Consider the following 18,882-nt stretch of genomic DNA (forward strand, 5'->3'; position numbering starts at 1 on the left):
CGTCCAATTGGGCACTTCTGCTTCTCTATTTACTGTTATTGTTCCGGAAGATATCCGGCAACCAATTCAACCAGCGGGTGATGTACAGGAAGCTCAGCGTAATGGCTCAAAGCTCCTTTGTATCCTTCACGGTCGATGGTGTTTTGGAGCTCCACAGCCTCCCCGTCTTCAGTTACATTGAACTGAAGGGCAGCAGCGATAACAAATGCCAGTGCCTCCGGACGCTCCCCGGCTTCCTGCAGCTCCACCGCAGGACGGACTAAACGATCCTTTGGACCGAGCTTCCGGATCGGCCCGCGGCCCACCCGGGTCACCGGATCGGAAAGATACTCGTTTGAAAACCGCCCTTTGATTTTTGCCTGGTATTCGTTCTGTTCTTTTTCACCGAACCCGTGTTTGATTTGAAGCAGGCGGCCTGTTTCCCGGATCGCTGCTTCAAAGGCGCCTGAGACCTCCGGGTGCTCCATCGCTTCTTTCGTCGTTTCACATCCGTACAGGAAGCCGACGTAGGCAAGCGCTGCATGGCCAGTGTTTACCGTAAACAGCTTCCGCTCAATATACGGAGTGAGGTCATCCACGTAGGTCACAGCCGGGATGTCCGGCGTTTTTCCTTTCAGCGAAGGTTCTTCCACCGCCCATTCTAAAAATGGTTCAACGACTACCTTCAGCCCCTGACCCTCAGGCTGGTTAGGTACAATACGGTCCACGGCAGCATTGGCGAATCCGGCAAAGCTGCCGGATTCTGTTTTTTCGTCCTCCGTCAGCTGCTCCCAGATGTATTTCCTTAATTCCGCTGTTCCGGCCACCATGTTTTCGCAGGCGATAATATTAACCGGGCTGGCGTTTCCTTCAGCAGCTTTTTGCTTTAATGCTTTTGCAATAACGGGAGCTACATGCTTTAATACTGCCGGCCCGACAGCCGTCGTAATCAAATCCGCTTCCGCCAGCTTCTGTACAAGAGCGTCTTCCTCTTTCGCACTGTGAAAGGCCTGCACTCCTGAAATGGTCTGCGCAGAAGCTCCGTCTTCAGCGAGCTCTACCACATATTCGCCCTTGTCCTTCAGCTGATCGATCAGGGAATCATTAACATCAGCAAAATACAGCTCGTATCCGGCATCAGACAGCACCTGTCCGATAAACCCACGGCCGATGTTTCCAGCGCCTATCTGTACCGCGATCATGAAAGTTCAACCTCTCCGATTACATCAAGCAGCTCTTCCTTAGAGGAAGCCTGGACCATTTTTTCGATATTGTCTTCGTCGGAACACACAATTGCAATCTTCGATAAAATGTTTAGATGTTCATCACCTTTGCCGGCGATACCAATCAGAATTCTTACTTCATTGCCGTCAAAATCCACTCCGTCCGGCACCTGGACCACTGACAAACCGGAATGGTCCACCCATTCGCGCGACTCCTCCGTACCGTGCGGAATCGCAACCCCGTTTCCCATAAAGGTCGATGTCACTTTTTCACGCTCGAGCATGCTGTCAATATACTTTTGCTGCACGTATCCGTTATCAACAAGAACGCCTCCCGCTTCACGAATGGCTTCCTCTTTTCCCCCGAGCGATACGTTCAATTTCACATTTTCCTGCTGCAGTACTGGTTTAGTCATATGATTTCTCTCCTTCTCCTTAATTTATTTTCCGTTTCAACCATTCCCGAAAAACTTCATCAATATGCTTTTGAATGTCAATTTCTTCTCCACTCCTGAGGACATCCAGCCGATCGGGGTTCATCAGCATTTCTTCGCTGATGACACTCATCAGCTCAAATACTTCTTTTCGTTCCTGCTCCGGTGCAAGCATGACCAAAAGACGGTCAACGTCCGTGATCCTGCCGTCCATGGCTGTAAGCGCCTCCGGTGCTTCGAGCTCCCACAGCGTCAGCGACGGTTGATTCACCAGAGTGCTTCGAGTATGAAACAACGCCACATTGGTTCCTGGAATCGCAAACCCCTTCGCCTGCTTTTCCCAGATCTCCTCTGCGATGCTTTCGGCATCCTGAACGATATTTTCTTTCTTTACCTCGCCCATGATCCAGTGAACTGCTTCTTCGGCGTTCTTTTCGCCCGTCACTTTTCTCATATAAAAATGATGATACATCTGTACGGTTAAATCCGCACAAAGCTGTATTTCATATAAGCTGAGCGGCGTTTCAAGTGCTTCCTTCCGTTTCACTGACACCCCGGCTCTGCTCTGCTGCCGGTAGATGGAGTCCGCTGCCCGGAGGACTGCCTTTGTATCTTCTTCATTTAAAAAAGGATGAACAACTAAATGAGGAAGCGGCTGAGGATCCAGTGGAATCGTAGAGATAATCAAATCATAGTCGTCCATATTCATTTCCTCGAGATCGAGCAGACTCACATTTTCGAGATCTCCGAGCACGGGCACCTCTTTCCGCAGCCGACTTTCGAGCAGCTTTGACGAACCGATACCGCTCGAGCACACTACAAGCGCATGGAGAGGAGAGGCAGCTTCTTCATGCTCTATCGCCGTTCCAAAATGAAGAACGAGAAAACCAACCTCGGCATCCGGGAGATAGCTCTCCGTAAACACGGTATCAGCTGCCTGACGAAGCTTTGCAAACAAATCAGCATAATTCTCTTTAATAGATTCCATCAACGGATTATGGATTCTCATGTTTTCACTAAGCCGGTACAGGGCCGGCTCGAGATGAGCCACCAGCCCTTCGTACAGGGAATGGTTTTTCCCAAGTGGCTCCTCCGTTAACCTTTCCATCTCCTGAATTAACGCTTTTGCTTTCATCGCCACTGGCAGGTGCTCTACCTCCAGTTGGTTTTCCACCGGCGTCCGAAGCTTTGCCCCCCGCAGATGCATCGTAATATAGCCGATTTCTGCTTCTGGAATGGAAAGCTCAAGTACACGCTCAAGCTTTTGAATAATAGCTTCTGCAATCGCAAACTCTTTCGTTTCACGCAGGTTCTCCATGTAATCCGCATTAATATCAATGCTCTCTCCCACCGAGATGCGCTCAATCGCCAGGGTTAAATGGACAATCAGACCGATATAGGCACTGTCGGCAAAATTCTGCGGAAGCTGGTCCTGCATATTCGACAGCACCTGCTCCACCGTCGACCAGTGGTTTTCTCCAACCATATCAAGCAGACGTGCAGCTACACGCCCCTGTTCAGTTTGCACATTTCGTTCATAAATGTGGTGACGGATTGAGCTGAGCAGCTCCTTTTCTTCCACATTTTCTGCAATCAGGCTGCTCATCGCCCGGCGCTTAGCCGCTTCCGGGCCCTGAACCTCCACCCCGTAGCCCCTTCGTCTCACAAGGATGAGGGAAAATAGCTCAAGCCAGTCTTTGAGTTTATCCAAATCCTGGCTGATCGTTGCTATAGTTACTTTTAATTCTGCGCCGAGCGCCGTTAATTTAACGGGCCCGTCTGACTCCAGAATGAGACAGATCAGCAGAGTACGGCGTTCATCCGGCGTATATTCAATAACGGCAGGACGCTGGAGGCGGAGTCTGATTTCTTCAAGATCCTCCTCCGCTCCCTTCAGCCGCACACCGCTTCCGGTCCGTCTTTCAAGTTCAACCTTTTCGCCGACAATCCAGCTCTCCAGCTTATCAAGGTCCCGATGGATAGTACGGGAGCTTACATTCATCTCTTCAGCTATTTCAGCCACTGGCTTCAGCTCCTGATGATGCAGAAGATGCAGCAGCAGTTCCCGTTCCCGGCCCGTAAGATATTCCATCGGTTTCCCCCCTTATTCTCTTGTTTTCAAGTCTTCAACTACTTCGTCGTACTTGTCGCTTCCGAGGAAGTTTTCCACTGAAACATGTTCAGCGTCCGGACGTTTCTGCCGCGCCCGTTCAGTCAAATCCTTGTGCGTGATAATCAGGTCCGCGTCATCCGGAATGTTCGAGATCGATGTGTTCGATACACTGATATCGAGCCCCGCCTTTTTCACCTTGTCCTTCATGACCGATGCTCCCATAGCGCTGGATCCCATACCGGCATCGCAGGCAAAGATGATTTTGTTAACCGACGCCTTTGCTGCCGCTGTTCCAGCTGAGGAGCCTTCCCCCACGCCTTTTTTCTGCTTCAGGTCTTCAACTACTTCATCGTACTTGTCGCTTCCGAGGAAATTTTCCACTGAAACATGTTCAGCGTCCGGACGTTTCTGCCGCGCCCGTTCAGTCAAATCCTTGTGCGTGATAATCAGGTCCGCGTCATCCGGAATGTTCGAGATCGATGTGTTCGTTACGCTGATATCAAGCCCGGCCTTTTTCACCTTGTCCTTCATGACCGATGCTCCCATAGCGCTGGATCCCATCCCCGCGTCGCAGGCAAAGACGATTTTGTTAACATCTTTATCCAAATAAGCACCCGTACCTGCTTCAGCGGTATCTGCATTAGAATGAAGTGCAGAGGCTGCCGAGCTTTTCTTGCCTTTCATGCTTTCCATTTTCGCTGTGGATTCTTCGAGAGTTTCTCCTTCATTGGAGCTGAACTTCAGAATCAAAGAAGCGATAATAAATGATACGGCGGCTGAAAGCACTACCCCCAACAGAACTCCTAAGGTATCTCCAGGAGCTGCGAGTCCGAGTACCGGAAAGATACTTCCTGGTGATGGAACGCTTGTGAGACCGACATTAAATAGGGAGAATGTGAATACCCCGGTCATGCCGCCTGCAATAGCTGCAAGAATAGTCAGAGGCTTCGACAATACATACGGGAAGTAAATCTCATGAATACCACCCAGGAATTGAATAACCATAGCACCTGGGGCAGAAGCTTTCGAAATACCTGTACCAAATATCGCAAATGCAAGCAGTATCCCTACACCGGGACCCGGGTTTGGCTCAAGCAGGTATAAAATCGATTTGCCCGCAGATGCCACCTGTTCTGCTGCGATAGGGCTCAACACACCGTGGTTAATAGCGTTGTTTAAAAACAGCACCTTTGCCGGTTCAATAATAATACTCGTTAACGGCAGCAGACCTGTGTTGACCAGGAAGTCCACCGCTTCGCTTAAAACATTCGTTAACCATTCCACAATTGGCCCAATGGCAAGAAGGCCAAAGATAGCCAGAAAGAAGCCAATAATCCCCGCGGAAAAGTTATTTACAAGCATTTCAAAGCCCTGGCGGATCTTTCCTTCTACCAGCTTATCGAATCCTTTAATGGCAATACCGCCAAGAGGGCCCATCGCCATGGCTCCGAGAAACATTGGAATATCAGCCCCTGCAATAACACCGATGGTTGCCACCGCGCCAACGACCCCGCCGCGCACGTCGTGAACAATTTTACCGCCTGTGTAACCAATCAAAAGCGGAAGCAGATAAATAATCATCGGGTCTACCAGCGCTGCCAATGTTTCGTTTGGCAGCCACCCCGATTCGATAAACAATGCCGTAATCAGCCCCCATGCAATAAAAGCACCAATATTCGGCATAATCATACTGCTTAAAAAGCTGCCGAACTTTTGAATCCTTGAACGGATGCTTTTTTTCTGCGGTGCACTTTCTGTTGATGCACTCATTGTGTTTCCCCCTTTTCAGGTCCACATATATTGATGACAATAATGAAATGATTTCTTGTTGAAGTATGGACCATTCATTTTTAGTATTCGCTTACATCTTTATTTTATGGGGATTTCTGCATAAACACAATTAAAGGAAAATACAAATACGACAGGAGCAATGTTGACATGATTAAAGAAGCTGGAGGTAATGGCTCAAAGCATCTTTTCTGTTAGGCAACTTCATCTTTTTATGTACCTCTTCTTTATGTACCTCTTCGCTGGCCTTTCCCGGGAATCCTTTATTTACATAAAAAATGCCGCGCCTGGGCGCAGCATTTTTAGATTCTTACCTGGTCGGAGGGGCCATAAACTCGGGTCCCACCGGGTCTTTTACATGCTTGTTTACAATTTCGTTCACGGCTTTCATATCCGTCTGGTCGAGCTGCCAGTTCATAATTTCCTCAATGCCATTCATCTGGTCCGGGCGGCGTCCGCCCCAAAGGGCTGTGCTTGTGCCAGGCTGGTCAAGCACCCAGCGGACAGCCAGATGGATCACGCGCTTGTCGTATTTATTCTGCACGTATTGATCGAGTTCATTTACCGCCGCAATGTACTGCGGAAAACGGTCCGACTGAAACTTAGGGTCTCCGTTACGGAGGTCATCACCTTCAAATGTCGTGTTTTCTGTCATTTTACCGCTTAACAGCCCACGGCACAGTGAACCGTACAGCAGCGTGGAAATGTCCTGTTTTTCGGCATATGGGAGAATATCTTCCTCAATGCCCCGTTCGAAAATATTATACGGCGGCTGAATAACATGAACCGGCGCCGTTTTTTGAAATTCTTCGAGCTGCTCAACAGTGAAATTGCTGACCGCTATCGCGCGGATTTTTCCTGCATCGAGAATCTCTTTCATAGCTCCTGCCGTTTCGGTCATATCTGCTTTAGGATCCGGCCAGTGCACGTGATAAATATCGATGTGGTCTGTCTGCAGCCGCTGCAGGGAATCATCAATTTCCTGACGGATCCTGGCAGCTGTGCCGTCCCGGAAGACGCCATCCTCGTTCCAGTTCATCGCGCACTTGCTCGACAGTACGACATTTTGCCGTTTATTATCCTGCTGCAGCGCCCTCCCTACGATTTTTTCTGATTCTCCGAACCCGTAAGCAGGAGCAGTATCCACAAGGGTGATGCCTTTATCAAGCGCTGCATGAATCGTATCAATCGACTGCTTTTCATCTGTTCCGCCCCACTGCGTGCCGCCAATCGCCCACGTTCCGAGCCCTATCCGGGACGGACGCAGATTCGTGCCGGCAATTGAAGTATGTTCCATGCTGAAAGTCTCCTTTATATGATGCGTAGTCGAACATACTTTTCCTCCTGTGCCAGCATTTTAAACCATATCGCTTTTTAATTCCTCTACGATGGACGTCCCATCTTCACTGCTTTCATCCTGCCACTGCCACTGTTCATGCAGGCGGATTCTTCCGTCTTCCAGCACTTGCGGGACCGAGTAACACTTTCCGCCGCGGAGGCTCCAGTCCTCGTTTACGTGGTTGTAGCGGAATTCCAGATCACCATTGGCATACACCTTTCCAATTAAAACACCGGAAACGACTTCGCCTCCAGAATAGCGGGCCCTAAGCACTGACCCGTCCTGCTCGTAATGAAAAACGGTCCGGCCTGAGACCTCTCCGCCCGCGCTGTTTTCTATGCCTGCAAACTGTCTGCCGTGGTAGTTCACTGCTTCTCCTCCTTCACTGCCCGAGCGAACGGGCTAATTGATTTGAAAACATGATGACCGCTAAAAAAAACGGTCCGGAGCCTGCCATGATCCAGGCAATCGTCTGTGCCTTCACAAACTGGGAAATAAAAAATGACATCGAGGAAGCCATTGTTACAACGACAAAAAAGCCGTCAAGCTGGTAGGCGTAGATAATTGATACGCCGTAGAAAATGCCAAGAAAACCGAAAAAAAACGTACCCAGAATTGGATACAGAATATGATACTGATACGGCTCCACGAGCTTGAGCAGCAGAACGCCGACGATCGAGCCAAGATACGTGCATACTGCTAAAAGAAAGGCCAGATTGGGGAAAAGCTGCACTTCTCCCAGTATAATTGTATAAAATATAAATAACAGCAGGGTCACCGTACAGGCGGCTCCACTGCCCTTTAAATACTCCCTCAGCATATCTGTCGATGTTTCCATGTAACCCCTCTCCCTGTTTCTTCCTTCTTTTCATATTATATCAGACAAACGCGCCTGCTTGGCGTTTCTTTCTGTTTCCTATTATGCTAAGATAGTATCGGTAATTTCTAGGGAGGTGTTCATCGTTGGAGAGGGGTAAACGTTTGGCAATTATGATAGAAACAGCATTCATGGCTGCTCTCTCTTTTATTTTAGGATTTCTTGAATTCGGCGGACCGTGGCTCGCCGGCGGTTCGATTTCTTTTATTATGGTTCCTATTTTTCTGATGGCTTTTCGCCGCGGTTGGAAAGCAGGGATTGCGACAGGATTTCTGGCAGGAATGCTCCAGCTTCTGCAGGGGGCAACCATCGTCCATCCCGTTCAGCTTGTGCTTGAATACCCAATCGCCTATACCGTGCTCGGCTTTGCCGCCATTTTCACGACCCACGCTGTTTTCCGTGAACGTATTCCTTATCTTTTGATGCTTATTGGCATTGTCTTTGGAGCGCTGCTTCGCTATATCGACCACTTTGTCTCAGGCGTCATCTGGTTTGGCAGCTACGCCCCGGAAGGTACACCTGTTGTGGCTTATTCAGCACTGTACAACGCTTCGTATTTAATTCCGCAAACCATTATTACCGTGATTATTCTGTTTGTTATCGCAAAGTATCGTCCGAAATTTTTCGACCAGCCAAAATGGAAATAGCATCTTTATAGAATCACTTTAAAGCGGCAGTCGTTCTGCCGCTTTTTTCTGTGTTGGTGACGTTTCCTTTTCCATACGGAGGGGAAAAGTTTATTAATAACTTTTGAGGAGGTCGTCAGTCATGCAGCCGATCAATACTGCTATCATCGCTTTTGGTTTTTCAGGTTCTGTGTTTCATACACCTATTATTGAAAAAAGCGATCACTTTAATATCCGGCTTGTTTCATCATCGAGTGCAGAAAAGGTACATGAGCGGCTTCCGGGTGTTGAAGTGACCGATGCAGCAGAGGAAGCCTGCCAGCGCGAGGATATTGATCTTGTTGTCATTACGAGTCCAAACACCACGCATTACCCTTTGGCTAAAGCTGCAATTAAAAACGGCAAGCACGTTGTTCTGGAAAAACCATTCGTGCCTACATATGAGGAAGCCGTAGAGCTGACAGAGCTCGCCGAAGCGAATGATGTCGTTTTAAGTGTATATCACAACCGCCGCTGGGACGGTGATTTTTTAACGATCCGCTCCTTGATGGAAGCAGGGGCACTTGGCGATATTCATACCTTTCAGGCTGCATGGAACGACTACGCCCCGGAGGTGGAGGGTCTTTGGCGCGAACAGGACCTGCCAGGCTCGGGCAGCTGGTTTGACTTAGGCGCTCATTTCATTGATCAGGCGCTTGAACTGTTTGGCATGCCGGAAACAATTTTCGCCGACCTTGAAATCCAGCGCCCGAATACGAATAATACCGATTATTTTCACGCGATTCTTGGCTATCCAAACCAGCGGGTTATTTTACAATCCAGCTTTCTCGCTGTCGGAGAAGTCCCGCGGTATATTGTGCACGGAACAAAAGGCAGCTTTGTAAAATACGGGTTTGATCCCCAGGAGGAAATGCTGATTAATGGGACATTGCCCGGGGACCGGGGATGGGCTGTGGAGGATGAAGCTTACTATGGGACGTTTACCGATGCCTACGGGGGAACAGAAAAAATCCCTACCCATCAGGGATCGTATGAGTCCTATTATGAAAAGATCGCCCGGGCCATCCAAGAGGATGGTAAAAATCCGGTGACCGCCATTGAAGCGAGCAGAGTCATTCGTCTGCTGGAGCTTGCTGAAAAAAGCGATTGGGAAAAACGGGTTATTTCAGTATCGTTCAATGAATAAAAATGCCCGCTTCACCCCCATGCAGAAAGGTTTTTATCCCACCTGTCTGCATGGGGTTTATTTTTCTTTCCGGAAAGGGGGCTGCGGATGTATTTCGCCGGCTCTCACCAGGAATGGATGGAAAAATCCAGGTCCTTCTTTAAATGACTTTTCATCAATGCTTCTGCTTTATCCTCCTCGTGGTTTTGAATCGCTTCAAGGATCCCCTCGTGCTCTTCAATCAGACGCGGCCTCTGATGGTACACTACTGTTCTCCGGAACAAAAAAATAACTGACTGCATCCGTTCGATGGTATCGATTAATACATCGTTATTGCTCGTCCTGACAATAATATCGTGGAATTCCTTGTTTGCTTCCATTATTTCTTCTGTGGTTCCCTGCTTCGCCGTCTCTACACACCTCTGCAGACCTTCGATCTGGTCAGGTCCCATGTAACGGGCAGCCTGGCGGACAGCAAACCCTTCGAGCAGCATCCGCACATCAAATGTATTCATTAAATCTTTAATCGTCGGGTTAATCACCCGCTTATCCTTAATCAAGCCCTCCTCTTCGAGCTTGCGCATGGCGTCCCTTACAGGCGTCCGGCTGACTCCAAGTTCATCTGCCAGTTTTACTTCCGTCAATTTTTCCCCGCGTTCATATTTATCCTCAAATATGGCATCCCGTATTTTTTCGTACGCCGTATCTGAAGCAGAATGCTGTTGCTTCATCGTTGCCCCACCCTTTCTAATGCAATCTTCTGTCTTCATTTCTTATTCTCATTATACCTATTTCATAGAAATTAAAACAACTCGCCAGTTAATGTATACAATAATTATAAAATTGTGTACAATTGCTTTTATTGAAAGCCTTATCAATTTTAATGAAAAGCATTTTCCCATAACAAAAACTAAAGGAGCGCAATGATATGAATATTGGACAAATTGGTTTAGGCATTATGGGAGGGCCGATGGCTGAAAACCTTCTAAAGGCTGGTTTTACGCTGAAGGGGTTTGATATTCACCCCGCAGCCAGGCAGCGGGTCACGGAAGCAGGAGGAGAGGCCGTCGATTCCGCTATAGAAGCAGCCGAAGGCAGTGACATTATTATCACCATGCTCCCAACCACAGCCATACTCGACGAAGTAATAAATGATATTCTGCCGGTCGTGAAAAAAGAAGCCGTCGTTGTTGATATGAGCTCTGTTTCCCCCGTGGATTCCAGACGCTGGGCAGAAAAGCTTCAGGGAAAAGAAGCAGCTTTTCTGGATGCACCGGTAAGCGGCGGGGAGCCGAAAGCGATAGACGGTACGCTCTCCATCATGGCTGGCGGGGGCGATCACGCCTTTGCCGCTGTCTATCCAGTTCTTCGAGCTGTTGGCACAGACGTCACACACGTCGGCGAGGTGGGCGCCGGTTCCACCACGAAGCTTGCCAATCAAATATTAGTCAATGTCACAATGGCAGCTATGTCGGAGGCCGTGCTCCTTGCTTCCAAGGCAGGAGCGGACATTGATAAAGTATATGAAGCTATCCGCAACGGACTGGCCGGCAGCAGTGTGCTTGATGCAAAAATTCCGAAAATTCTCGAACGGGACTTTACTGCAGGCGGACGGATTGACATTAATTTAAAGGATCTCTCCAACGTGCTTCAAACCGGGAAATCCCTAGGGGTCCCCCTGCCGCTTTCGTCGGACGTGGCTGAAATGTATGAGTCCATGGTGGCGCACGGCAAAAAATCCGACGATCACAGCGGTGTGCTCCAGCATTACGAAATGCTTGCGAACTATTCGGTGCCAAAAGGAGGAAAATACGAATGACACAGATCAATGATTATATTAACTCCCTTCCAGATTATGATGAAAAGAACGTCGATGCTTTATTTAAGGAAGCAGCCCAAAACATACCTCATAAAATCATCTCCCTCGACGATGATCCCACAGGCGTGCAGACGGTCCACGGCGTACCGGTATACACAGACTGGGAGGAGGAGACCATTCGGGAGGCATTTGAAGACGCGCGGCAGCTGGTGTTCATTCTTACAAATTCGCGATCCTTCTCTGAAGCCGAAACAACGAAAGTTCATACCGACATCGCAGAGCGAATCGCCCGCGTGGCCGAAGAAAAAAATCAGCCGTTCCTGCTGATCAGCCGGGGAGATTCCACCCTGCGGGGCCACTACCCGCTTGAAACAGAGGTTTTAAAGGATACACTAGAAGCCCGGACAGGCAAGGCTGTGGACGGAGAAATTCTTCTTCCTTTTTTTGAACAGGGCAACCGGCGGACCGCCTTCGACGTGCACTACATTCAGCAGGGGGAAGCCTTTATACCCGTGGCGGAAACGGAATTTGCCAGAGACCGGATGTTTGGATTTGCTTCAAGTCACTTAGGGGAATATGTAGAAGAAAAAACAAACGGCCGATTTAAAAAGGAAGACGTTATTTCCATTTCCATCGACGATCTCCGGGCTCTCGATTTCGAAGCGATCGAAGCTAAACTCGAACAGGCTGCCTCCTTTCAAAAGATCATCGTCAACGCTGTGAGTGAAACAGATGTAAAAGTATTCTGCACCGCCCTGTTCCGGACCGTGCAACACCAAAAAAACTTTCTGTTCCGGACGGCGGCTACATTTACGAAAGAAATTGGCGGCATCACCCGCAAGCCTTATTTAGACGCGGGCAGTCTCTTCGAGCATCAAAGCAGCAATGGCGGCCTCGTTATTATTGGTTCCCATGTGCAAAAATCGACGGAGCAGCTTGAAGCTCTAAAACAGCTGACCGAGGTTCAATTCGTGGAATTTTATTGCCCTGCCGTGATGGATGAGGAAGCATTTCAGAGGGAAACCCACCGTGTTCAGCAAATTGTTGATGACTCCGTCAAGCGGGGGACTACGGTGTGTGTCTACACTTCGCGGGAGCGTATTGACTTAGAGGAAAATAGGAAAGAAGAAGAGCTGGCGCTATCCGTAAAAATTTCCGATGCAGTAACAAGCTTTGTGAAGAACGCTGCTCACCAGCCGGCATTTGTCGTTGCCAAGGGCGGTATTACATCAAGCGATGTCGGCACGAAGGGGCTGCTCGTTAAAAAAGCAGAAGTGCTCGGGCAGATTGCTCCCGGTGTGCCCGTCTGGCAGACAGATGCCAACAGCCGTTTTCCGGAAATTCCATATGTAATATTTCCGGGAAATGTAGGGGAAAAAGAAACATTAAAGCACGTCGTACAAACCTTACAAGAGCATATATAACACAAAGGACCGGCGGGTCAGCTCATCAAACTTCCCGCCGGTTCTTCTATTTTTCGTGCTTTTCTGCTGGCCCATTCAAACGGCTGCGAAGCTCCCCTGCAGCCTTCTCCGGCTCGTCTGCCAGGCTGATGGCGGAAATCAGCGACACTCCGTCAGCCCCCGCCTCCACAATATCAGCGGCGTTGGAGGCGTCGATGCCGCCAATCCCTACAATTGGAAGGGTGATTCCTTCAGCCCGGAGCCGGCGGATGCCTTCAAGTCCGACTGGAGCTTTGGCATCTTCTTTCGTATCAGTCGCAAACATCGGACCCACGCCCAGGTAATCCGCCCCGTCTGCAGCGGCCCGGTGCGCTTCTTCAACAGTACGCACAGACACTCCAACCATCATACGGGAAGGGCAGCGTTCCTTGACTTTGGAGGCCGGATCGTCCTCCTGCCCGATATGAATCCCGTCTGCTTCAAGCCGGATCGCCATGTCCACGTCGTCATTTACAATAAACGGAACATGAAAGGCAGCACATTGAGCCTTCATCTTCCGGCCCAGCCGCCACTTTTCCTCTTCGGGCAGCGCCCCCTGGCCCTTTTCGCGGAACTGGAAACACGTGATGCCGCCCTGAAGAGCTTCCTGCAATACCTGCTCCGGATTTCTTCCGCCCGTATTGTTGCTTCCCATAATAAAATACAGCTTCAGCATCTCTTTATCCATGGTTTCAGCCCCCTATGATTCCTGTTTGACGCGGATATAGTGGCGCAGATCCATTTCCTGCGTTGCATGCAGGGCATTCAATAGCTCAATTTGAAAGGAGCCCGGGCCTTCCCTTGTCGTTAAGCTGCCTGCGATTTCCGCCGCTGCGCCGTAATAGGCAAGCGCAGCTGCCACTGCCCCGGCCGAATGCTGGACGGTTAAAAAGGAGGCTGCGATCGAGCTGAGAAGGCAGCCGGTGCCGGTTACTCTTGTCAGCAGCGTGTGCCCATTCTGCACGATAAACACTTCCCCCTGATGAGCAACCGCGTCTTCCACTCCGGTCACCGCTGCAATTGCTCCAAACCTTCTAGCAGCTTCTTTCGCGAGCATGGGATTATCTGCTTCCCCCGAAGCGTCCACGCCCTGGACGTTTCCGCTTTCACCGAGCAGCGCGGCCATTTCTCCCGCGTTAGCCCTGATCAGTGCCACATCCAGTTCTTCGAGCAGCGCCAGGGCCGTTTCCGTACGGTAAGCAGTTGCTCCGGCACCTACCGGATCCAAAACGATCGGAATCCCTTTATCATTCGCCGCTTTCCCTGCGATGCGCATTGCTTTCACCTGTTCCCGGTTCAGCGTGCCGATATTTAATACGAGCGCATTCGCCGCTTTAGCCATTTCCGCTGCTTCCTCCGGGGCGTTTGCCATTACCGGGGATACGCCCATGGACAGCAGTCCATTCGCGGTAAAATTGGTTACTACTGTGTTCGTAATATTATGAATCAGCGGCCGCGTTTTTCGTACTTCCTCAAGCAGGCTCATAACTTCCTTTGCTTTCATGCCGATCCCTCATTTCTTTATTTTAGTAGTTGATCGAGTGGAACGCGCGCTCCCCAGTGATTGACCGGTCCATTGCCTTTACCGATTTCAAGAGGGTGTGCAATCGCATTGGTAATATATTCCTTGCTTTCCTGGACTGCTAAATAAATGGACTTACCCCGCGCAAGCTTTGCGGCGATCGCGGCTGATAGTGTACAGCCTGTGCCGTGCGTGTGCTTGGTATCTGTCCGGGGAGAACGGAAATAATGAATTTCCCCATCGACGTACAAAATATCAACCGCATCCTCCTTCATATGGCCGCCTTTTACAAGCGCTGCCCTCGCCCCCAGTTCGTCAACGATTGTTTTTGCAGCTGTTTCCATCTCCTCCAGGGAATGAACCTGAGAGTCCGTCAGACTTGCAGCCTCTGCCATATTCGGCGTAACGACCGCGGCCAGAGGGAGAAATTCATTTTTCATTACCTCAAGCGTCTCCTTCTCAGCCAGGGGATCTCCGCTTGTGGCCACCATCACCGGGTCAATAACTACCGGCAGATCATATTTTTTCAGCATGTTCACCGTGGTGCGGATCATATCCGGAGTCGCGATCATCCCGGTTTTGACCGCATCCGGCATAATGTCATCAAATACGGAATCCAGCTGGGCCTGCAGCAGGCTGGTGCTCATATGCTCCACCCGCTGGACCCCGGTCGTGTTCTGTGCGAGAACGCTCGTAATAGCAGACATTCCATAGGCTTCACACTCCTGAAATGCCTTCAGGTCAGCCTGGATCCCGGCCCCGCCGGTGGGATCTGTTCCGGCGATGGTTAATACTTTAGGTACTTGTGGCATTCGTTGTATCCTCCTTAACAAGGAATCCTGCTTTAGGTTCAAAAAAAGCTCACTCCCTGAAGTAGAGAGTGAGCTTTGGCGTATACGTACGTATTTGTATAAAACGAAGCTCCACTTCCCTACGCTGGTACTACCCAGATCAGGTTCGAAGGGACCAAGAATGGTTCTTGTCTCAGCGCAGGCGCCCCTAGCGGATTCCTTACTATTTTTCTTAATCGTACGTGACACATAGTCCTAATGTCAATTTTTTTCATCATCGCCGGAATTTTTATTTTTGTCCGGATTCTTCGATGAACGGTCCCGTTCTTCTTTTTCCGAGTTACCGACGATACGTTCGAGAAGGTATAAAATTTCATCCCGCGATAAGTCTTCGCGGTTTTTATCCTCTACATTTTCAGGTTCATTACTTTCTTCTGTATTTTCATTTTGCTGCTGGTCTTCATCTTTTTTTCGTTCTTCCCCGTTTTGTTCTTCCTGTTCTCGTTTTTCCCGTTCCTTACGTCTTTCCTCTACTTCCCAGCCGTACATGTAGCCTCCGTCCGGCGTAGCGAATTTTTTATTCATGCTTCTTGTTTCCTTGGTAAATAGAGTGTAGAGCGTTGGAATGATAAACAACGTCAGGAACGTACTGCTGATGAGACCACCGATGACCGCAATACCCATTGGCTGCTGGATTTCTGAGCCTTCCCCAAACCCAAGGGCAAGCGGCAGCACACCAAGAATGGTCGTAAAGGCCGTCATCAGTATAGGCCGTGACCGTTTTTTCACGGATTCAATAACGGCTTCTCTTACCGGCATGCCACGCTCCGCCAGCTGATTCGTATAATCAACAAGGACAATCGCGTTGTTGACGACAATACCTGCAAGTACAATTAAGCCGATAAACACAGTGATACTGAGAGGTGTCTGGGTTGCAAACAGGGCAAGCATCACACCGATGATCACCAGTGGTACGCTGAACATAACCACAAATGGATATTTGAATGATTCAAACTGGCCGGCCATCACGAGATAAATGAACACTACCGCCAGCAGGAAGGCAAACACAAGGCTTTGAATGCTGTCATCGAGAAGCTCCTGTTCGCCGGAGAAGTTCAATGTCGTCGCCGCTCCGGTATCTACGTCGTCGATCGTGTCTTCAATTAACGTAGAGGTTTCATTCAGGCTCGTACCGGTGCCGTACGTAACTGTAAACTCAGTGCTTCGCTCCTGATCGAGCCGGTTAATAACTGCAGGCCCCTGGCCTTCTTCAATTTCAGCCACATCACTTAAGCTGACGTATTCACCCTGCGGCGTAGCAATCTGCAGATTTTCAAGGTCCTCCTGATTTTCAAGGGAATCCTCTGCGTACTGCACGTTCACGTTCAGCGGCCCTTCATTATCCGTCTGAATCGTCGACGCCACTTCTCCGCTTGTCGTACTGTTCACCGTCTGGGCGATTTCAGCCGGGGTCAGGCCATTATCCTGCGCCTCGTCTTCATTAATCTGCACCTGGATTTCCGGAGCAGTCTCTTCATCTGAGGTTTCTACATTTCGAATCGTATTTTCATTTTCAAGCTCCGACTGCACTTCGTCTGCATCTTCAGCGAGCCGCTCTTCATTTTCGTTTGAGAGCGTAAATTCCACGGAGTTGGCTTCTCCTCCGCCGATGGCTGCTGAGGAGGATAACGAAATATCTGCCTGCTCGTCAGTGTTTTCCACATCGGATTCAATCTCTTCAATCATTTCCTCTGTCGATATGTCCCGGTCTTGCAAATCCTCCATCGTAACTGTAATGGAAGCTTCATTGGAGCCCGAGCTTCCGCCGCCTCCGGCTGCAACGCCACTGCCGCCCGAGCCGACCACTGCCATATAGCTTGCAATCTCGTCCTGATCTTCAAGTACGCTTTCAATTTCGTCTACCGTTTCTCCGGTCGTTTCCAGATTTGTGCCATTTTCCTTTTCAACATTAATCGTGAAAAAGCCCTGGTCTGTCGTCGGGATAAAGTTCACCCCGGTCTGGGCAATGCCGCCGGCTCCGCCGAGCAGCAGAAGCAGCGTCAACAGCAGCGCGACTGCGCGGTGGCCGAGCACCCAGCGAATCGAGCGGTCCAGAAATCTCATCGGCCGGGAGTTTTCACGCTTTGCTTCCCGGTCTTCCGGCAGTGGCTTCAGGACACGGCTTGCAATCATCGGCACTACCGTGACAGCTACAAGCAGGGAGGCAAGCAGACTGAAGGCTACCGATAGGGCAAACGCCTGGAAGATCTCGCCGACAATACCGGAAATAAAGACGATTGGTAAAAAGACGGCTACTGTTGTCAGGGTCGAAGCTGTAATCGCCCCAGCCACTTCCTTTGTACCGTCGAGAGCCGCCCGCTTAGGGAGCTTCTTCATCGATAGGTGCCTGTATATGTTTTCAATAACCACTATTGCGTTATCGACAAGCATCCCGATACCAAGGGCCAGACCGCCCATCGTCATTAAGTTTAAGCTCACATCGGTAAAGTATAGAAACGCAAATGTCACAATGACCGAAAACGGTATCGCAATACCAATAATGAGCGGCGTCGTCAGGTTTCTTAAGAAGAAGAAAAGAACAACCATGGCGAACACGCCGCCGGCAATCAACGCAAGCGCTACGCTGTTAATGGACTGCTGAACGTAATCCCCTTCATCATAAATGATCGTCGTCTCGAGATCATTGTACTGATCTTCTTCAAGCAGGTCGTCCAGCGTCTCATTAAAGTCCGTGGACACCTGGGCCGTGTTGGCATCTGATTCCTTCAGCACTGTCATTTGAATGCCCGGCTCCTGATTCACTTCGGTATAGGCTGTCTGTTCCTCGGTCGTGCGTTCCACTTCACCTACATCGCTGACAGTGACCGTGTCCCCGGATTCGTTCTGTCCGACCGCCACTTCCTGCAAATCCTCCACTCCGCCCAGTTCGTTGACCGTACGGGTCGTTAATGTGCGTTCTCCGGAGGTGATCGTTCCACCCGGCTGCGTAATATTACTTGCCTGTATGGCATTAGTGACGTCGGATTGGGTCACATTATTGTCTTCAAGCGATTCCTGGTCCAGCGAAATTTCAAATTCTTCATCCAGTCCACCGCTTGTATCAACACTTGCAACCCCTTCGGTACGTTCAAGTTCGGTTACAATATCTTCCACCTGGCTCTGCGTTTCAGCCAGGTCGTTTCCTTCAGAAAACGCAGCCATCTGAATCATGCCCTGAGCATCCGGGTCAAACTCGATAAACGACGGATCTCCGGCATCATCGGGCAGGTTGGCGTTATTCATGGCATTGTTAATTTCCTGCTGCACATCCTCCACCGAAGTGCTCCATGAGAGCTCAAGCAGCACAAGACTTGTGCCTTCCTCTGACTGTGAGGTCATGCGGTCCAGTCCTTCGATGGTGGAGAGCTGTTCTTCCATCGGTTCTGTGACACTGCTTTCAATTTCTTCCGGACCAGCACCCTCATAGTTTGTCGCTACCGCCGCAACCGGCGGTTCAATTTCTGGAAAAAGCTGCAAAGGCAGATTCGTCAGCGATACGAAACCCATCATGATAAATAAAATCATGCCGACAATCGTCAGTTTCGGCCGCCGGATAGATGTGCGGGTAATTTTCATGCATCGTTCCTCCATTGGTATGTATATTTCGATAGTTCATCGTCTAAACTGTTAAGTAACTTAACTACACAAACAACCTTAAACGACTGGATGGCTTCCGTCAATGAAGATGCACGAGCGGCCTGCTT

At 49.7% G+C, this 18,882-nt stretch carries 15 protein-coding genes, 1 pseudogene and 1 riboswitch; of the genes and pseudogenes, 4 read left to right on the forward strand and 12 right to left on the reverse strand.

The features are described from left to right. Positions 1–35 precede the first annotated feature (35 nt). The 7 genes from SIC45_RS12530 to SIC45_RS12560 all read right to left on the reverse strand — a co-directional run bounded on the left by SIC45_RS12530 (position 36) and on the right by SIC45_RS12560 (position 7,714). Complete coding sequence (locus tag SIC45_RS12530; protein ID WP_319632384.1) at positions 36–1,181, reverse strand: mannitol-1-phosphate 5-dehydrogenase; 1,146 nt, start codon at positions 1,179–1,181, stop codon at positions 36–38. Next, entirely contained in the window at positions 1,178–1,618 is a 441-nt protein-coding gene (locus SIC45_RS12535) for a PTS sugar transporter subunit IIA (RefSeq protein WP_319632385.1), read from the reverse strand. Before SIC45_RS12535 ends, SIC45_RS12530 begins: the two co-directional genes overlap by 4 nt. Positions 1,619–1,637: 19 nt before the next feature. Next, the gene (locus tag SIC45_RS12540) at positions 1,638–3,728 is read right to left on the reverse strand and encodes a BglG family transcription antiterminator (RefSeq protein ID WP_319632386.1); all 2,091 of its coding nucleotides are present in this window, start codon (positions 3,726–3,728) and stop codon (positions 1,638–1,640) included. A 12-nt stretch (positions 3,729–3,740) separates the two neighbouring features. After that, on the reverse strand, positions 3,741–5,519 hold the full coding sequence (locus SIC45_RS12545; protein WP_319632387.1) for a PTS mannitol-specific transporter subunit IIBC: 1,779 nt from the start codon (positions 5,517–5,519) through the stop codon (positions 3,741–3,743). Positions 5,520–5,847: 328 nt separating this feature from the next. Beyond that, positions 5,848–6,834: an aldo/keto reductase gene (locus tag SIC45_RS12550; RefSeq protein ID WP_298787147.1), complete on the reverse strand. Its 987-nt coding sequence runs from the start codon at positions 6,832–6,834 to the stop codon at positions 5,848–5,850. Between the two features lie 60 nt (positions 6,835–6,894). Continuing rightward, positions 6,895–7,245 carry a n-acetylglutamate synthase gene (locus SIC45_RS12555; RefSeq protein ID WP_319632388.1) on the reverse strand — a complete coding sequence of 117 codons (351 nt, stop codon included), beginning with the start codon at positions 7,243–7,245 and terminating at the stop codon, positions 6,895–6,897. 13 nt (positions 7,246–7,258) lie between these two features. Beyond that, positions 7,259–7,714 (reverse strand): hypothetical protein, encoded by a 456-nt coding sequence (locus SIC45_RS12560; RefSeq protein WP_319632389.1) that lies wholly within the window; start codon positions 7,712–7,714, stop codon positions 7,259–7,261. A gap of 152 nt (positions 7,715–7,866) precedes the next feature. On the opposite strand from SIC45_RS12560, the gene thiT reads away from it, so the two are divergent. Both thiT and SIC45_RS12570 read left to right on the forward strand, forming a co-directional pair. Next, complete coding sequence (gene thiT, locus SIC45_RS12565) at positions 7,867–8,400, forward strand: energy-coupled thiamine transporter ThiT (protein ID WP_298787586.1); 534 nt, start codon at positions 7,867–7,869, stop codon at positions 8,398–8,400. A gap of 121 nt (positions 8,401–8,521) precedes the next feature. After that, positions 8,522–9,565, forward strand: coding sequence for an oxidoreductase (locus tag SIC45_RS12570; protein ID WP_319632390.1), 1,044 nt, complete (start codon positions 8,522–8,524; stop codon positions 9,563–9,565). Positions 9,566–9,669: 104 nt separating this feature from the next. On the opposite strand, the gene SIC45_RS12575 is transcribed toward SIC45_RS12570, so the two are convergent. After that, positions 9,670–10,275, reverse strand: a complete 606-nt coding sequence (locus tag SIC45_RS12575; RefSeq protein ID WP_319632391.1) for a GntR family transcriptional regulator — start codon at positions 10,273–10,275, stop codon at positions 9,670–9,672. Positions 10,276–10,469: 194 nt separating this feature from the next. Between SIC45_RS12575 and SIC45_RS12580 the strand changes: the two are divergent. Together SIC45_RS12580 and SIC45_RS12585 are read left to right on the forward strand one after the other, a co-directional pair. Beyond that, positions 10,470–11,363, forward strand: a pseudogene (locus SIC45_RS12580) (NAD(P)-binding domain-containing protein); the annotation flags it as partial. Further along, entirely contained in the window at positions 11,360–12,787 is a 1,428-nt protein-coding gene (locus tag SIC45_RS12585) for a four-carbon acid sugar kinase family protein (RefSeq protein ID WP_319632392.1), read from the forward strand. The pseudogene SIC45_RS12580 and the gene SIC45_RS12585, both read left to right, overlap by 4 nt. Before the next feature lie 46 nt (positions 12,788–12,833). Here SIC45_RS12585 and thiE read toward each other — a convergent pair whose 3' ends face one another. The 4 genes from thiE to SIC45_RS12605 all read right to left on the reverse strand — a co-directional run bounded on the left by thiE (position 12,834) and on the right by SIC45_RS12605 (position 18,754). Beyond that, the gene (thiE, locus tag SIC45_RS12590; RefSeq protein ID WP_319632393.1) at positions 12,834–13,493 is read right to left on the reverse strand and encodes a thiamine phosphate synthase; all 660 of its coding nucleotides are present in this window, start codon (positions 13,491–13,493) and stop codon (positions 12,834–12,836) included. 12 nt (positions 13,494–13,505) lie between these two features. Then, positions 13,506–14,309, reverse strand: coding sequence for a hydroxyethylthiazole kinase (gene thiM, locus SIC45_RS12595; protein ID WP_319632394.1), 804 nt, complete (start codon positions 14,307–14,309; stop codon positions 13,506–13,508). A gap of 17 nt (positions 14,310–14,326) precedes the next feature. Then, positions 14,327–15,139: a bifunctional hydroxymethylpyrimidine kinase/phosphomethylpyrimidine kinase gene (thiD, locus tag SIC45_RS12600; protein ID WP_319632395.1), complete on the reverse strand. Its 813-nt coding sequence runs from the start codon at positions 15,137–15,139 to the stop codon at positions 14,327–14,329. 99 nt (positions 15,140–15,238) lie between these two features. Further along, positions 15,239–15,338: riboswitch (TPP riboswitch) on the reverse strand. 41 nt (positions 15,339–15,379) lie between these two features. After that, a complete protein-coding gene (locus SIC45_RS12605) occupies positions 15,380–18,754 on the reverse strand; it encodes an efflux RND transporter permease subunit (protein WP_319632396.1) in 3,375 nt (1,124 codons plus the stop codon). Positions 18,755–18,882 lie beyond the last annotated feature (128 nt).

Origin of the sequence: Marinococcus sp. PL1-022, assembly GCF_033845285.1 — a bacterium.
Taxonomy (GTDB): Bacteria; Bacillota; Bacilli; order Bacillales; family Marinococcaceae; genus Marinococcus.

Bases quoted from the DNA above. Each gene is read 5' to 3' on its own strand.
- SIC45_RS12530 (WP_319632384.1), bottom strand. From the start codon at position 1,181: ATGATCGCGGTACAGATAGGCGCTGGAAACATCGGCCGTGGGTTTATC.
- SIC45_RS12535 (WP_319632385.1), bottom strand. From the start codon at position 1,618: ATGACTAAACCAGTACTGCAGCAGGAAAATGTGAAATTGAACGTATCG.
- SIC45_RS12540 (WP_319632386.1), bottom strand. From the start codon at position 3,728: ATGGAATATCTTACGGGCCGGGAACGGGAACTGCTGCTGCATCTTCTG.
- SIC45_RS12545 (WP_319632387.1), bottom strand. From the start codon at position 5,519: ATGAGTGCATCAACAGAAAGTGCACCGCAGAAAAAAAGCATCCGTTCA.
- SIC45_RS12550 (WP_298787147.1), bottom strand. From the start codon at position 6,834: ATGGAACATACTTCAATTGCCGGCACGAATCTGCGTCCGTCCCGGATA.
- SIC45_RS12560 (WP_319632389.1), bottom strand. From the start codon at position 7,714: ATGGAAACATCGACAGATATGCTGAGGGAGTATTTAAAGGGCAGTGGA.
- thiT (WP_298787586.1), top strand. From the start codon at position 7,867: ATGATAGAAACAGCATTCATGGCTGCTCTCTCTTTTATTTTAGGATTT.
- SIC45_RS12570 (WP_319632390.1), top strand. From the start codon at position 8,522: ATGCAGCCGATCAATACTGCTATCATCGCTTTTGGTTTTTCAGGTTCT.
- SIC45_RS12575 (WP_319632391.1), bottom strand. From the start codon at position 10,275: ATGAAGCAACAGCATTCTGCTTCAGATACGGCGTACGAAAAAATACGG.
- SIC45_RS12585 (WP_319632392.1), top strand. From the start codon at position 11,360: ATGACACAGATCAATGATTATATTAACTCCCTTCCAGATTATGATGAA.
- thiE (WP_319632393.1), bottom strand. From the start codon at position 13,493: ATGGATAAAGAGATGCTGAAGCTGTATTTTATTATGGGAAGCAACAAT.
- thiM (WP_319632394.1), bottom strand. From the start codon at position 14,309: ATGAAAGCAAAGGAAGTTATGAGCCTGCTTGAGGAAGTACGAAAAACG.
- thiD (WP_319632395.1), bottom strand. From the start codon at position 15,139: ATGCCACAAGTACCTAAAGTATTAACCATCGCCGGAACAGATCCCACC.
- SIC45_RS12605 (WP_319632396.1), bottom strand. From the start codon at position 18,754: ATGAAAATTACCCGCACATCTATCCGGCGGCCGAAACTGACGATTGTC.